Here is a 15,755-nt window from a genome sequence, read left to right on the forward strand (position 1 = left end):
GGAGCCTTGTCCGTTTTAATCCCGCAACAACCCCATCTGCTGTTCGTATTCTTGGTCCTTCTTATCCTGATGCCTCACATAACGCCTTATAATTTCTTCGTTCACACCAACCGTGTCAACAAAGTAGCCCCTTGCCCAAAAGTGATTCCCCCAAAGTTTCTTCCGTATATGTGGGAATTTGTTGTAAAGGCGAATTGCACTGCGTCCTTTCAGGACGCCCATTAACGTGGATATCGAGAGTTTAGGGGGCACCATCACAACCAGATGAACATGATCTGATTGCACATTCAATTCCAATATCTCGCAATCTTTCATATTGCACAGTATGTAAATTGAACGATAAAACTCTTTCCCTACTACTCCTGTGAGGATTTTGTAACGATACTTTGGCGTCCAAACCAAGTGGTATTTACAACGCCAGAACACATGTGCTGAACTTCTATAACTGCTCATGTCAGTGATTTCCTTCTTACTTGTGGTGAGTAAGCTGGAATTTTCTGGCATGGGCTTTCTTCAGGCTAGAGCCTCACAGGAACAATCACCACCTCCCAAGGAGGTGGTTTAGGGCTGACAACACTTAATACCAAACAAAACTGTTTATCCCTTATCTTGCGGGAAATTTGTGTTTCTTATGCCTGATTTAACCTAAACTAGACTTTTCAGTCGGTAAATCCACTCCAGTGCTTGCCGTGGCGACAGAGCGTCAGCATCTAATGCCTCCAATGCTTCTAATGCCGGGGAAACCTCTTCATTCAGTAGCGTCATCTGAGTAGTATCCGCCTTACCGGCAGCAGCTTGGCTGGACATCGTCTCCAGTTCACGTAACTTCTGGCGCGCACGCTTAATCACATCACGAGGCACACCGGCCAATGCCGCAACTGCCAATCCATAACTTTTACTGGCTGCGCCATCTTGCACACTGTGCATAAAAGCAATCGTATCACCATGTTCCAGAGCATCTAGATGTACATTGACCACGCCTTCTATTTTTTCTGGCAGCGTTGTCAGTTCAAAGTAATGGGTAGCAAATAATGTCATCGCTTTGATCCGGCCCGCCAGATTTTCGGCACAAGCCCAAGCAAGGGAAAGCCCATCATAAGTTGAAGTACCGCGACCAATTTCGTCCATTAGCACTAGGCTGTTCTCAGTAGCATTGTGAAGGATATTAGCAGTTTCGGTCATCTCAACCATGAAGGTAGAGCGACCAGAGGCTAAATCATCAGCAGCGCCCACGCGAGTAAAAATACGATCCACCGGACCGATAGTCGCTTTGACTGCTGGCACAAAACTACCAATATGTGCCATCAAGACAATCAACGCAATTTGCCGCATATAGGTACTTTTTCCGCCCATATTGGGTCCGGTAATGATCAGCATACGGCGCTGCGGAGAAAGTGAAACCGGGTTGGCAATAAACGGCTCGCTCAAAACCTGCTCGACCACTGGATGACGACCATCAACAATGTGGATACCCCGTTGTTCACTGATGGTTGGGCAAGCGTAATTCAGCGTTTCCGCACGTTCGGCAAGATTAACCAGTACATCCAGTTCCGCCAATGCCCCTGCGCTCTGCTGTAATGCCTCAAGATGAGGTAACAACAAATCAAACAGTTCGTCATACAACCCTTTTTCTATCGACAGTGCCTTCCCTTTTGACGTCAGCACTTTGTCTTCATATTCCTTCAACTCAGGAATGATGTAACGCTCCGCATTCTTCAGAGTTTGGCGGCGAACATAGTGGATCGGGACCAGATGACTTTGCCCGCGACTGACCTGAATATAATAACCGTGCACGCCGTTAAAACCGACCTTAAGGGTGTCCAGGCCCAACTTCTCACGTTCACGGATCTCCAGGCGGTCAAGATAATCGCTGGCGCCGTCTGCAAGTGCACGCCACTCATCCAGTTCTTCGTTATAGCCAGGGGCAATTACACCGCCGTCACGAACCAGAACAGGAGGCGCTTCAACAATAGCACGTTCAAGTAGCGTCTTCAGTTCATCAAAATCACCGATCTGAGACAGAAGTTTTTGTACATGGGCCGTTTCTGTACTTTTCAGCAATGCGCAGATATCCGGCAATTGCTGAAAGGCATGGCGCATACGGGCAAGATCACGAGGACGCGCGGTGCGCAATGCCAATCGTGCAAGAATTCGCTCAAGATCGCCAACCTGACGCAGCGGTTGCTGTAGGTCAGCGCTTAGATTCTGCAGTGTGATGATCGCCTGCTGTCGATTGTTCAGTACAGCCATGTCGCGCGTAGGCATATGCAGCCAGCGTTTGAGCATTCGGCTACCCATTGGGGTAACGGTGCGATCAAGTATCGCAGCTAGAGTATTTTCACTTCCCCCGGAAAGGTTTTGAGTAATCTCCAAATTACGACGTGTTGCCGCATCCATGATAATACCGTCTTGCTGGCGCTCCATGGAGATACCACGGATATGTGGCAGTGAAGTGCGCTGAGTGTCTTTGACATACTGCAATAGACAGCCCGCTGCACGTAATGCAAGATCGGCCTGTTCGACACCAAATCCGTTGAGATCACGGGTACCAAATTGTAGATTCAGCTGTTGGCGTGCAGTTTCCAGCTCAAACTCCCACAGTGGACGACGGCGAAGGCCATGGCGCTGTTCAATCAGCACCATTTGTTCGAACGTTTCTGGATATAGTAATTCAGCCGGGTTAGTGCGTTGCAATTCAGCTGACATAGTTTCGAGATCTTCCGGTTCGGCAACTCTGAAACAGCCAGAACTGAGATCCAAAGTGGCATAACCAAAACCGCGACTATCTTGCCATATAGCTGCCAGCAAATTATCTTGGCGTTCTTGCAGCAAGGCTTCGTCGGTGATCGTGCCTGGCGTCACTATGCGTACAACTTTACGCTCTACCGGACCTTTACTGGTAGCAGGATCGCCAATCTGTTCACAAATCGCAACCGACTCACCAAGTTGAACTAACTTGGCGAGATAGTTTTCCACGGCATGGTGCGGAACGCCTGCCATTGGAATAGGTTCCCCTGCTGAAGCACCGCGCTTGGTCAGAGAGATATCCAACAATTGGGATGCACGTTTAGCATCGTCGTAAAACAGCTCGTAGAAATCCCCCATACGATAGAAGAGTAAGATTTCTGGATGTTGCGCCTTAAGGCGCAGGTATTGCTGCATCATTGGCGTATGCGAATCGAAAGTTTCGGTTTTTGTCATAACGCTACCGCTTCTAATCCATTGAATTTAAATTTCATTGTGATTCTGATTGTTATCATTAGGTATCACTTAGTCTCATTAAAAACCACTAAACGTTGCTTGCTGTTAGCACAAGCCTGAACGCAGGCTGCTATGTTGGCTATCGTATAATGTCTCCACTCAAACTCAAAACCTACGCCTAACGAGCTAAAAATGGATTTATAACTAATAAGATCAATATATTGACCATAAAAATGGATAGCAGACGCAGAGTAGGGCAAATCTTTAGCATTCAAAGCAGTAAAAATGATGAAGCCAACGGACAAAAGCCAAACTGATATCAGTGAAAATCGAGGCTTGCTTATTTTCACTACGATCATTACGACTTTTTTCTAACGCTATACTAGCCCAGTGAGCAATAGGCTGTCGTAGGTAAAAATTGGAAGCTTCCCGCAACTACGCTTGCAACGGCTCAAGTTAGGTTGCAAGAACTGAAGCAAATCAGAAATGAAGGACGCTGTCCGGCCACTGAGTTGAAAGAAAGGAAGCAAAGGCTGTTAGAGGAAAGCCATTCGCGGTATCTAAGCAGTTCCTGCACGATTTATTCACCCGAGATCGTACCAAGTATCTCAGTCGAACTGACCGTGTAAGTTACTTGACCAACATTTTCAACAAACGTAAACGTATGACCTTTGATGACATGATCGGGCAGGCGATCAACCGTGGCTGTCAGGTGAAGCATCAATGGTCAAAACGCGATATACCAAACAAGCCATTCCGAAACTTGTTGAAAACAGTATGGGGCAATCTAGAACCGCTGCATATCAACCTTGATGCGTTGCGGCAATATGTGGACACTCACCACTCAGCTAAAAATATGATGTTCTACCGCAATTTCCTGTCTCATTTGGCAGAGGTAGGCGTAGATCTGATTTCAGACACGCCACTGGTTGTTGCGTACCGGCAGTCATATAAATCAGCTAAAATAGGTGGTCGCTCGTTCGAAATCGGCACTAGCTTCCAAAGTTTGCCCTCCAAGATGAAATGGGCGTGTCTTGCTCGTGGTTACAACTACGATATAAAGAGGTGCCAGCTTGAGATCCTGCGCCATGAACTACAGTCTATCGACGTTTCAGACCGTAACTTACGGCTTCTGGATTCAAAAGTGATCTGCAAGGTTTTAGGGGTAGATGAAGCGTTGGTTAAGCAGTTTAGGTATGCCAGTGTGTTCAACTCTGGTTATGTCAGCCTTTCCTTCAGAAGTGCGACTGTCCGCCTGCTGAGAAAGGAGTTCGGACGCTCTAAAGCCAAACTATTCTCCTGCGCTGGCTTGAACACTTGGAGCCACTCAAGCACGATCTGGCTAGGTTACTGGACGTTTATGAAGCTACTGGTAAAACTAACCGCTATGGAAAGTGTGTTACAAATGCGGTGGGGCAGACCTTCAAATGTACTTACAAGTGCGTGGCAACAGGTACACGGCGGAAGAGTGATGTAATGCGCCGCAAGCTGCTGGCTCATATGCTGCAAGGGTTGGAAAGCTTGGCGGTCTACCAATTTGTACGCGATCATCCAGGTCTGATATGCGCGTTAGAGCACGATGGGTTTATTTCTTACCGCTTGATTGATGAAAGTTGGCGGCATCCATATTTGAAGATTGTCTTGAAAAATCAAGCATCGTAGCAATTTACCTTGGATGAGCAACGACTAGATCGCTGTCCCCCGTCATACTACAAGTTACAGGGGTTTTGGCTGCATTTTTGGCCTATCCAAGGGCCTAGTACCTTTGGGGGAGGTGCCACTGCAAGCGGTGTTAAACTCGTTTCCCGACAAAGCACCTATCCGCCCTAATTACAGAGGAAAAAGGAAAGATTTAAAAGCCATAACCCCGGTCAATTCAGTTTTTACCGGGCTTTTACTTTAAAGTTGTTGATAACGCTCATCTTGTAAAATAAGTGGTTGTATTTCTTCCTCCCACATACGCTTCTGATATGATTGTCCCTCCGTTGGCTCTGTTCGGTTATGAATACAGTCCTTAATCGCTTTTACAGCCAAATTAAACTCTTCTTTACTCAACTCACTAAAACTTATCTGATCCAAGGGTAGGTACATCATTATCTTTTCGTGTATATCCGGATGATTCGCCTGCAATGCCTCATCGAACAATGTTTCTAAAGCATTAGAGGCCGTTCGGTTAAGTCCTACCGTAAGACCCCTTTCACCATAGTTGTTATTATATGCCTTGCACCCTATATCAAAAAAAGAACCCATAATCACCTCATAATAATAAATTTTTCTTGTTGATTTTTAGGTAATGTTTTTATGTAATCCATAAACACTTTCTGGTTAGATGGTGTCAATACACTAAAATCAACAGGAACTATGTCCGCTTTCCCTAAATGGTCAAGGATTTGTTTTTGACCAATTGGGATTTCCCCATCAGTTCTCGTCACAGTCATGTTTTTCTCAAAGAACTTGTTTAGTCCATCAACTTCTTTTTGGGATAAGTTCTTTGTTGTATACATAAAATCAACAGTTTTTCCTGCATTAGGACCACTACTTATAATAAAATCAGCAGTTTTCCCCCCAGTATCAGGTGCTCTTTCTAGGGGCCCTAGCTTATTTTCCAGTCTTGCCGCAGCCGCGGCTTCTGCTGGATTGTACTTCCCATTGCCATTTATATCTGGTGTATTCAAGCGTTTTTGGCTTTCCAGAGGAGTGGAGTTTATTTTTGTTTCATTAATCCCATCGGCATTCTTGGTGAGTGATAGCTTTGAACCCATGCGCCTTGCACCAAGTAGGGCACTAGCAGCCACTGCAGCACCTGCCGTTTTCTCATTCAGTACCTGATCGAACCCTTTAGCAGCATCACCCCCCAGCTTTTTAGCAGTATCTGCAAACATTTCAGGGTTCTGGTTATAAATGCCTCCAGCAGCCAGTAAGCGACCTGCATTAGCGCTGTTTATCGTTCTCAACGGCGCTTGTGCTTGTACTGGGCTTTCTCCGCGCCTGAATTGATTCATTGGTGTTGGACGCGGTTTTCCGTTTGTTGTCCGGTAGTCTCGCCTAAGGACTGACTGATCGTATTGAGCAATAATCTTTTTTGTCCCCTCAAAACGAAAAGCCATAGGGTCAGTGCAAACCAGCTTACCGCCTTCATTGATATAAAACAGGTTTGCCGGGCCGTAGATATCACTCAACATCACCACATCACCGGAAAACACCATTTTTTCCAGTTTCTCTTTTTCACGTAGGCCGCGTGAAGCAGTGCGGTGCTGAACAGTACGATCTTCACGCATATTGATGATATAGCGACCCGTACCATAACCCTCATCAAACACATACTCTCGACAAATCCGTGACCAAGCCCTATGAGCACTGATTATGCGTTCAAACTCTTCAGGGGCAAGATTATCGTTCGGTAGATAGTACAAATAGATACCGGGCAAACTCAGGCTCACTGTTACCTCCGTGTTAAGCATTCGTAAAATGGACTTAACACTAGCACACTCAGAAAGCCTGGAAAATCATAAAACATCGTTAGGGTATCAGGTAGTAACACGCTGTCATTAGTCCTGCTGCGAGTCAATGACCTTCTTAACTCATTGACTTAAACACATCAACACAAAATCACTTTTTCAACGTATCGAGATAATCCGCCCATTTTTGCAGCCAAACCTTACACTCAGCCTCGTAGCGGTAGAGATCGTAAGTGCCTTCGATACCCTTACGTGAATGGCCTAAAACGGCTTCAGCGACCTCACTGGGACATCCAAGACGTGCCAAGCCAGTACGCACTGTTCGGCGTATGTTCTGATATGTAGAGTTTTATTATATATTACCAATCATCTGTGATATCTCATGTATTCTTTTTTCAGTCATGTCAGAAATGCAGTTGTTTATTGCAAATGAATGAGTTCGGCTGTTTTCTTCTATATGAAAAGCGTAAACATCACATGTGGAATTCATGTATTCAATCCATTTTGATTGTGACATCTTAACTTTTTCCAGTAATTTATTTCCTAAAACAATATCCGCAGAATAGCTTTTGTTTATCTCACTAATATATAACTCGTACTCTTTTTTTAGCTTTAAACTAACCTCATCTTTTTTTTGATAAGAACATACATAAGCCTGATTGGAATCAGTAATGTTATTACAATCGTCTTGAGCGTAAACCCCAAAGGAAAAAAAGCATATAATTATAAATTTCTTCATCTCATACTCTCCAAGTATTTAATTCTTTGCCTTCCCGGTTCATCATTTAGTGGTAGCGTACTCAAACCGGAGTAACAATGATGCGTGAGCAGATCTGCCTCATTAATGCCATTTGATGACTGAAAATAATTATGCTCAGCTTGCGCTGCTGGGATTCGATAATCAATCGCTGCCAGATGTCTTTTTGAATAGGGGGATCGAGTTGCGCAGTGACTTCATCAGCAATCAGCAATCGCGTACGCGGATCAAGTGCACGCAAAAGCGCTATGCGTGCCAGTTCACCGCTAGAAAGCTGGGCGGGTTTACGCATCAACCACTCTGGTTTGACATGGAGATATCCCATCTGCTTCTCATCTGGATGCCAGGCGTCGCCTAGCGCCTCTCCTGTGGTGCGATAGGGATTAAATGTCTGTTCAGGATGCTGGGGTACTAACTGGACGGGACAATAACCTTGCTTCGGCAAAGGGAGACCATCCAGAGTAATTTGTCCCTGTCGATATGTCTGCCAGCCCGCTAACACGCGGCCTAAAATTGTTTTTCCGTAACCGCTCGGTGCGGAAATACCTAACCGCTCACCGGTTGCTAAACTAAAAGAAAAATTTTGCCAGAGCAGGCGTTCATCCTGCTCAATTGTTAGTTGAGAAACACAAAACATTACGTACTCCCTGCACAACCTGACAGGCTCTCATCAGGAAACAAGCTGTAGTATTCCGGTAGGGCCAACCAGTGCCGACGTAGCGTCACACTTCCGCCTCCGTTTTTTAATTCAGAAATCGAGATATCATCGCTAATCCGACCTCCATTGAGCGCGACGATGCGGTCGGCATAACGCGCCGCCAATGACAAATCATGTGTTACCCATAATACGCCTGCCCCTTGAGCACTCAGATCGCGTAGTTGTTGTAATAGCTGGCATGCCAATGGTTCATCAAGCCATGCGGTAATTTCATCCGCCAGGATGTAGTGCGCGCCACCTAATGCTGCATTACAGGCCAACACACGCTTTGCCATTCCACCGGATAACTGCTTGGGATATTTCAGCAGAATATCTGTCTGAAGCTGAAAGTGTTTGATCTGTTGCTCAAGCGCTAGCACGCAAGAATGCTTTCCGCTCAATTGCAGACTACGCTTCAACTGGGTGCCCACTTTCAGTAAAGGATTGAGCGAACTTACCCCTTGTGGTACGTAGCACAGCGTGTTTCCACGTAGCTTTTTACACTGCTCCAAATTAAGTAATTTACCTTCGAGCCTGATCTCTCCGCTCATACGCAAATTTTCCGGCAGTAGGGCCAAAGCACTTTGCAGCAAGAGGCTTTTGCCTTCGCCACTGCCGCCCACCAAGGCTGTAATTTCACCGCGCTCTAAGCTCAGATTAATATCGCTGAGGATCGGTGATAGCTGTTTATGTCCGAACCAGTTGTAGTAAACATTTTCAACAGAGACATGCCTGAAATTTAACATGATTGATTCCTCAACCACAGGTAGTGGATCGCACGAACACATTGATCAAACAGTAAAACAATCAACAAAAGCATCAGGCCGGGAAACACAGCCAACCACCAGCTCCCATTACTGAGAAAACGCAAAGCATCTGACAGCAAAATCCCCAGCGATGGTTCATGAGGAGCCAGCCCGAAACCCAGAAAACTTAGCGCGGCACTATGCAAGACCGCATGAGGGAACATCAGAAGAGTGCCAACGAACCACTGCGCCGATAACGCCGGTAGATAATGAGTTCGCCAACAGTACCAACGACTATTCCCTATCCGCTGAGCCAGCGTTATGTAATCACTGGTGCGAATGCGTTGTGCTTCTGCACGAAGTATTAACGCCAGCTTTGGCCAGTGGGTTAAGGCGACGGCTATAACCACGCCTTGCTTACCGCCACCAACGGTAAAGCAGATTAAGACAAGTAATAATAAATGAGGTAATGAAAGCAAAGTGTCGATAACTAACCGTAGCGTCTGATCGATAGAGTGATGGATTAAGGTAAGGCTGGCGGCCAACATCGCAATGATCCCGCTGCATAATGCTGCGCCAATACCAATTTGCAAACTGGTCAATGTGCCCTGAAAGCAACGCAACCACAGGTCACGTCCCATATTGTCGGTGCCAAACCAGTGCGCAGCACTCGGTGGCTGATAGCGCGCTAGAAGATCGATCGGTATGTCTGCTGACAGCAAAGAAATACCATATGCGGTCAACAGACAGAGCAGTAAGGCGGACAAAGTAACGCGTAGCAAGGCTGGAACGGGATTATTTAACATTATTTATGTTCCAAGATGCGGTTCATTCTTGCCAATAACCGCGTGGCGAGAGTATTGCCACAAAATACCAACAAGGTACTAAACAGCACGATCCCCATTAGCAGAGGAATATCGCCGCGTAGCCCTGCGTCAATAGTGGCTTGCCCTAAGCCGGGATAGGCAAATATTTTTTCTGCCAGTAAAGATCCGCCGAAAAATTCACCTATCGAAGCAAACTGCAGGCACAAAGCAGGAGTCAGCGCGTGGCGAAATACTTGCACGCGTAATAATGACCAACCTTTATCGCCCTGAGCCCGAGCATAGTGCACAAAATCACTGCTCATTACTTCAGCAATTTTTTCCCGTGTATGTAGCGCGATTTGTCCGAAGCCCATCAAGCTCAGCGCAATCATTGGTAGAATTAAATGATGGATGCGGTCGCTAATACTGGCGTCCTGCGCGTTACTGCCCGGTTGCCAAGCGCAGCAAACTGGAAACCATTGCCAACGCACAGCAAAAATCACCAGTAATAATAATCCCACCCAAAACGTTGGTAGCGAAGATAACAAATAGCTAATGCGGCAAATTAAACGATCCGGCCAGCGGTTCAGGTAACGCCCGGCGGTAAATCCCATCAGGATACCTGATATGCCCGACAGCAACCACGCACTGTTTAACAAGGCAAAAGAGAGGGAGAAACGCTGACCAATCACTTCAGCGACGGGAGCGTTATACAACATCGAATAACCGAGGTCGCCCTTTAACACTTGCGAGAACCAGTGCCAGAATCGTAGCCATAAGGGTTGATCTAATCCCCAACGAGCGGCAATCAATGCATACTGTTGCGGGGGAACATACAGCAAATCGTTACCGATGTAGGCACGAATGGGGTCAACCGGGGAAAAGCTGAGTAGCGTGAAAGTTCCTGCCGATACCAGAATTAGCAGGAGTGCTAGCCTGAATAATAAATACGACACTTGCCGTAGTCCGTTAAACCGGGCCACGCTCAGTCTTGCCATGACCAACCGTATTAGTGACACGTCCATTTCCAGTCTTGCAGATTGTTCAGTACCGACCAACTGCCATGAATTTCAGGCGCAGCGTTGCCTAAATCGACACAAGGATTGGCAAGATAAATATGTTGTAAATTAAGTAGCCAGGCCCAGGCCGCATCGCCCTGTACGCCGACTCCCGTTTTACCGTCCCATTCCAGTTGCTGCCAGAAAGGAAGCGCTTGCTGCCATGTTGGAGCGTCTAATGCCTGTTGCAGGTGCTGATCAACAGTTGGATTGCTGTAGTAGCCCGGATTGTAATACCCAACACCAGCGGCTTTGCTGCTGTAATGATGATAAAGTTCCATTGGATCCAAGCTACCCCATCCAAACAGTGTTGGATTGGCGTGCATATTTCGCTCGACAGTTTCCCAACTGCCGGATTTCAGATCCATAGCGATACCCAGGGGCTTCAACATCGCACGAACGGCCTGTGCCAAATCGCGACGTGTACTGTCACCACTGGCGTACCACAACGTTACCTGCGCTTTTTGACCATTCTTGAGACGGATCCCGTCGTCGCCGACTTTCCAGCCCGCATCATCCAGGATCTGTTTCGCTCGGACAATATCACCATCTTGAAATGATGCCTGGTGGTTATCCCAGGGCAAACCCTGCACCGCGGTGTAAGCTGGGGTGGCGTGGCCTTCCATCAGTTGGTCGGCGAGCAGTTGACGGTCAATGGCGTAGTTAATGGCACGGCGGATAGCAACATCAGCAGTAATATCGTTGCCGACTGGGTAACCGTTCGCGTCTTTTTTTCCGGCATGCGTTGTGGGGAAAACAATCCCTCGGTTTTCTACGCTCGGACGAACCCACAGTTTTAAACTCTGCTGCGGTGTTACAGATACAGAAGGCGCAATTTTGACTACCCCTAATTGACCACTTTGTGCTGCCGCATACGCACTGTCCTCATCTAAAAAGACGAATATCAGCTTGTCGAAATCGTTTTTGTGGCCTGAGTAATAAGGATTAGCTTCGACAATGAGTTGTTGCCCCGGCTGAAAATCGACAAGACGGTACGGGCCTGCGCCGACAGGATTCTGCGCGTAGGTTTTAGCATCATATTTTTTTTCAGAAACGATCCCTAACGACCCTAATACATTGACGAATGTGCTTTGTGGGGCCGATAAGGAAATTTCAACGTGACGATCGTCTAAAACTTTGGCTGAAGCAAAATTACCCATATCAATTTTACCGCCACCTTGCGCAGCCTGATTATAAGTGAAAGCAATATCTCTGGCCGTAAGAGGGGAACCATCAGAGAATTTTAAATCGGGTTTTAGTGTTATTGCCCAGGTTTTTCCGTCAGCTTCATTAACTACATTTTCGGTCAGTAAATTATCCCAACTTAAATCGATTCGTTGTTTTAGCAGCGGACTGTGTAACAGCAAGTAGCTCCCGTGACTCCAGCCCAACAACGGATCAAAGCCTTCGGTTGGTTCATCACCAATCGCCAACATGAGCAAGCGCTGGGATGATGCCGAATTATCGGCATGGGAATAAAACGGCAATGTACTTACGATAAAAGCCAGAGCATAAGCGAGTGTTTTCAAATTTAGTGGCATGTAATGTCCTTGCCCCCCGTTACTTGTATGACAAAAAAGAGAAAAATATAAAAAACACCTAATGAAACTGAAACAATGTATCCCTGGACGATGAGATCAAATATGGAGCTTCTATACCCGTCATACTTCAAGTTGCATGGGTGTTGGCTGCTATCGTTCACCCTGGTCACATAGTTTATCTATGCTCCCAGGGCTTCACTCAGTTGCCGCCTACATGCAACTCGAATTATTTAGGGTATATCTTTTTTCATACCTTAATTCTTCTGTTCAAAATCACGTAAAAACTCCTCGCTGATCATGTTTCTGATCTCCCTTTCGTTACCTGCGCGTATCCGCGCAAGATGACGTCGATAAATTTAATCGCGCTATTTTAATCAGTAAAATAATTCCACTTAGGTGATATATTTGATGAGACATGCATGCTAGCCATCCTTCCTGATAATTGTCTTGCGCCCTGCCCGTCAGGGTCGATGAAACAGTACATAACCACACGATCAAACTGATTATTAAAAATAAGTAACGGTCATATTTTCCAAAGAAATGGCGTGGGTAATGAATACCCTGTCGAGACTTTACGAACCTTTTCCCAGAATGCGCGGATAGCACTTTTTACACCAGTACTGTCACACGAAAGCGCTTTGAAAATAAGCCCTGACTCATTGGGTAAACGGCTGACGCCATAGCACAACTGCTCGCTATAAAATGACGGGGACAAGGCTATAATTTCATCCTGATTCGCTTTAGGGGTTAATACGATGGCGTTGCCGTAAACGTCAAATACCCCCATCACGCCCACCACATCCAGCGGCTTTTGCTTAGGAGTCAAAACTAGTTTTTCGGTGAACAGGATACTACCAATTTCATTTTTCACCGTGATGCGGGAAGAGTAGACATCAAAGCCAAAGCGTTCATCCTGATGATGATGTTTGCGCCCAGACATTAAAATTTCCGAATAAATGACGGTCGCTGTCCTGTCGCATTCAATCACAGTATCACTGATAAACCGTGAATCGCGATGCGGAATAACCGGATCTGGCATAAATTCAAGATAAGCCTGTTTTCCGGTGCGTATATGCTGTGTTTGCGCAGCGAAGTTATTATCCATTGAATGAATTTTAGTCGCGGATTGCGTAGTGACGTGGGCACATGCTCCAGCGTCAACGATGATCTCTACGGTTAAACGATCCCCCTGCAAAATGCATCCGGAGGTGGAAATAATCGGCACACAGGGTAAAAATGGCATTTCCTCATCCCAGTAGAGCGCTTTTTGCACCAGTAACGGAACCTTTCTTTTCATTTCATGCAGGATACTTTTGGCTCCACTATGGGCAAATCTCAGTCGCAAATAACCATGTTTACCAACGGAGGCACTGGCCATTTGTGGTGGTTCTTGTTGATATTTCGACAACTCTGGCGCTAACGCACCCAGAGAGAGAGAATCGAGTGCCAGAGGCCCTTCATCATTGTTCTGCATCGTGACACCTATTTAGAGTGCGTAAACAGGAAGTCTTTTTCGATCATGTCTACCAAGGTATCAACGCCTTCACCGGTTTTACAATTCGTTAAAATATAGGGACGGCCGCTACGCACAATTTTGGTATCGTGCTCCATGACCTCGAGGCTAGCGCCTACGTAAGGGGCTAAGTCAATTTTATTGATAACCAGAATATCGGCCTGTACTAAACCAGGCCCATTTTTACGTGGGATTTTTTCCCCTTCGGCCACATCAATAACATAGATATAAAAATCAGCCAGCGCCGGGCTAAAGGTTAACGTTAAATTATCGCCGCCGCTTTCAATCATAATCAGGTCACTGTCAGGGTATTTATCTTCCATTTCCTCAACCGCAGCAATATTCATGCTGGGATCTTCGCGCACGGCAGTATGCGGGCAGGCACCGGTTTCAACACCCAGAATTTTGTCCTCGTCGAGAATGCCTTTCAGTGTTCGTTTTACTTGTTTGGCATCTTCGGTGGTCACAACATCATTGGTAATGATAAGCGGCTTATAACCCCGCTCGATTAATTTTGGCGTGATCACTTCAATAATGGCCGTTTTACCTGAACCGACCGGGCCGCCTATCCCTAAGCGAGTTATTTTTTTCATTATTACGTCCTTTTTCATCAATTCATAAATAAACGCACATGCGCATCAACGTGTACGGCAGCCAGAATATCGATGAGAGGCGTGTACGACGCCATCTCGCTGATATCTGCGTTGACGGCCTGTTGGCAAAATTCGGGAATGCTTTTGTTAACCTCAAATAGAATTCGCTGGCTATCAAAATGCGTTATTCGCATTAACCGTTGGGCAGCACTTAAGATTGTCATGGCAACGCCATACTGATGCATGGCGACGGTTTCCTGGGCGTTAACACCTTGTAATCCCATAATTAATGCTTGGCTTACCGGAAAGGTGCCTGCCGTTTCACCGCCCTTGATTTTATCAACCCACCGCTCCAGCAGTTCAGACTCGAAGACTTTGATGGTCATCTCCACCAGTTTCTTGCCCATACGCTGAGTCATAACCCGCGACTCATCGTTGAGTTTGCGATTAATAATTTCACGATCAACAACCAGAATTTGGTCAAAGTTGCCATCAAGTAATGCCCGATGAGCATGAGCCAAGCCGATGGCATCGCAATGTGCGGCCTGATTCAGCGAGGTTTCGACAAACGTTTTTAACGTCACAACATCGTGAACCAATCCCACCTGAATGGCTGATTCAACCCCACAGGAAAAGGAAAATGCCCCCACCGGTAGTACAGAGTCACCGAATTGAAGCACCCTGGCTAAATGAAGAAGCCGATGTGGCTCATCAATGCTTATGCTCATGCATCTTTTCCAGGATGCACGTGGTCGTAATGCTCATTAGGGAGAGCACGATCGTCATGTGAATGCTCGCGGACAACGCTGACATGCACATGGGAATCTTCCGCACCGCCAAATAGCAGACGCGACTCAGAAGGGGTAAGAAATGGTAGTACCGTTTCACCAGAAACAAAGCGATATTCAGACTCACTGTAACCATGTGTTTTCATCACTGAATTCATCATTTTCTTTTCGACAGTTAAAGGCACATACACCTGAACGCCTTTAATCACTGACTTCCAGTGCTGGTTACCTAAGGCATGTCCAAGTTCAAACACGCGCTTAATAGAAGCTTCGAAACTGACTTTTTCCAGGCTTTCCAGATGGATAACCATTACCTCGCGCAGGTTGATACGAATGGTTAACAGATACTTTTTTTCATCATCACATAACAAAATATCCCCATCCGTTAATCGCACGTGGCGATCCAACGCAATACCAATATCAATCCCCTGTTCACTTTGCTTACGACAACGACTCTTTTGAGCCTCCCACTGCTCAAGCGCTAGCACATCGTGCTGATATCCCTTAGTTTTCTCCAGCCAAGATGGATCATCCTTTGCGTTACCAATAATATTTTCAATCAGTATCATGTTGTAATCGCCTTACATCAGAATGCGT

Annotated in this window: 16 protein-coding genes and 1 pseudogene; 2 read left to right on the forward strand and 15 right to left on the reverse strand. The window is 46.3% G+C overall.

Going from position 1 to position 15,755, the window contains the following annotated elements:
• Positions 1 to 15: 15 nt before the first annotated feature.
• Together tnpA and mutS are read right to left on the reverse strand one after the other, a co-directional pair.
• On the reverse strand, positions 16 to 453 hold the full coding sequence (gene tnpA, locus OK023_RS13605; protein ID WP_317697714.1) for an IS200/IS605 family transposase: 438 nt from the start codon (positions 451 to 453) through the stop codon (positions 16 to 18).
• 192 nt (positions 454 to 645) lie between these two features.
• On the reverse strand, positions 646 to 3,201 hold the full coding sequence (gene mutS, locus OK023_RS13610; RefSeq protein WP_317693247.1) for a DNA mismatch repair protein MutS: 2,556 nt from the start codon (positions 3,199 to 3,201) through the stop codon (positions 646 to 648).
• A 664-nt stretch (positions 3,202 to 3,865) separates the two neighbouring features.
• On the opposite strand from mutS, the gene OK023_RS13615 reads away from it, so the two are divergent.
• Both OK023_RS13615 and OK023_RS13620 read left to right on the forward strand, forming a co-directional pair.
• Positions 3,866 to 4,678 carry a hypothetical protein gene (locus OK023_RS13615; RefSeq protein WP_317693248.1) on the forward strand — a complete coding sequence of 271 codons (813 nt, stop codon included), beginning with the start codon at positions 3,866 to 3,868 and terminating at the stop codon, positions 4,676 to 4,678.
• Complete coding sequence (locus tag OK023_RS13620; RefSeq protein WP_317692802.1) at positions 4,678 to 4,863, forward strand: hypothetical protein; 186 nt, start codon at positions 4,678 to 4,680, stop codon at positions 4,861 to 4,863. The genes OK023_RS13615 and OK023_RS13620 overlap by 1 nt, the downstream gene beginning before the upstream one ends.
• A 237-nt stretch (positions 4,864 to 5,100) precedes the next feature.
• Here OK023_RS13620 and OK023_RS13625 read toward each other — a convergent pair whose 3' ends face one another.
• From OK023_RS13625 to ureE, 13 genes and pseudogenes are all read right to left on the reverse strand, one after another.
• The gene (locus OK023_RS13625; RefSeq protein WP_317693249.1) at positions 5,101 to 5,451 is read right to left on the reverse strand and encodes a hypothetical protein; all 351 of its coding nucleotides are present in this window, start codon (positions 5,449 to 5,451) and stop codon (positions 5,101 to 5,103) included.
• A gap of 2 nt (positions 5,452 to 5,453) precedes the next feature.
• Positions 5,454 to 6,641: a hypothetical protein gene (locus tag OK023_RS13630; RefSeq protein ID WP_317693250.1), complete on the reverse strand. Its 1,188-nt coding sequence runs from the start codon at positions 6,639 to 6,641 to the stop codon at positions 5,454 to 5,456.
• A gap of 169 nt (positions 6,642 to 6,810) precedes the next feature.
• Positions 6,811 to 6,978 (reverse strand): hypothetical protein, encoded by a 168-nt coding sequence (locus OK023_RS13635; protein WP_411569360.1) that lies wholly within the window; start codon positions 6,976 to 6,978, stop codon positions 6,811 to 6,813.
• Positions 6,979 to 7,011: 33 nt separating this feature from the next.
• Positions 7,012 to 7,398: a lysozyme inhibitor LprI family protein gene (locus OK023_RS13640; RefSeq protein ID WP_317693251.1), complete on the reverse strand. Its 387-nt coding sequence runs from the start codon at positions 7,396 to 7,398 to the stop codon at positions 7,012 to 7,014.
• A gap of 61 nt (positions 7,399 to 7,459) precedes the next feature.
• The gene (locus tag OK023_RS13645; RefSeq protein ID WP_317693252.1) at positions 7,460 to 8,053 is read right to left on the reverse strand and encodes an ATP-binding cassette domain-containing protein; all 594 of its coding nucleotides are present in this window, start codon (positions 8,051 to 8,053) and stop codon (positions 7,460 to 7,462) included.
• Complete coding sequence (locus OK023_RS13650; RefSeq protein ID WP_317693253.1) at positions 8,053 to 8,859, reverse strand: ATP-binding cassette domain-containing protein; 807 nt, start codon at positions 8,857 to 8,859, stop codon at positions 8,053 to 8,055. The genes OK023_RS13645 and OK023_RS13650 overlap by 1 nt, the downstream gene beginning before the upstream one ends.
• Positions 8,853 to 9,665 carry an ABC transporter permease gene (locus OK023_RS13655; RefSeq protein WP_317693254.1) on the reverse strand — a complete coding sequence of 271 codons (813 nt, stop codon included), beginning with the start codon at positions 9,663 to 9,665 and terminating at the stop codon, positions 8,853 to 8,855. The genes OK023_RS13650 and OK023_RS13655 overlap by 7 nt, the downstream gene beginning before the upstream one ends.
• A complete protein-coding gene (locus OK023_RS13660; protein ID WP_317697718.1) occupies positions 9,665 to 10,663 on the reverse strand; it encodes an ABC transporter permease in 999 nt (332 codons plus the stop codon). The genes OK023_RS13655 and OK023_RS13660 overlap by 1 nt, the downstream gene beginning before the upstream one ends.
• An 11-nt stretch (positions 10,664 to 10,674) precedes the next feature.
• Positions 10,675 to 12,264: an ABC transporter substrate-binding protein gene (locus OK023_RS13665; protein ID WP_317693255.1), complete on the reverse strand. Its 1,590-nt coding sequence runs from the start codon at positions 12,262 to 12,264 to the stop codon at positions 10,675 to 10,677.
• A 523-nt stretch (positions 12,265 to 12,787) separates the two neighbouring features.
• Positions 12,788 to 13,738, reverse strand: a complete 951-nt coding sequence (locus OK023_RS13670) for an urease accessory protein UreD (RefSeq protein ID WP_317693256.1) — start codon at positions 13,736 to 13,738, stop codon at positions 12,788 to 12,790.
• An 8-nt stretch (positions 13,739 to 13,746) separates the two neighbouring features.
• Positions 13,747 to 14,370, reverse strand: a complete 624-nt coding sequence (gene ureG, locus OK023_RS13675; protein ID WP_317693257.1) for an urease accessory protein UreG — start codon at positions 14,368 to 14,370, stop codon at positions 13,747 to 13,749.
• 17 nt (positions 14,371 to 14,387) lie between these two features.
• Positions 14,388 to 15,098, reverse strand: a complete 711-nt coding sequence (locus tag OK023_RS13680) for an urease accessory protein UreF (protein ID WP_317693258.1) — start codon at positions 15,096 to 15,098, stop codon at positions 14,388 to 14,390.
• A pseudogene (gene ureE, locus OK023_RS13685) lies at positions 15,082 to 15,727 on the reverse strand (urease accessory protein UreE). Before ureE ends, OK023_RS13680 begins: the two are co-directional and overlap by 17 nt.
• Positions 15,728 to 15,755 lie beyond the last annotated feature (28 nt).

It is taken from the genome of Serratia sp. UGAL515B_01, assembly GCF_033095805.1.
GTDB lineage: Bacteria > Pseudomonadota > Gammaproteobacteria > Enterobacterales > Enterobacteriaceae > Chania.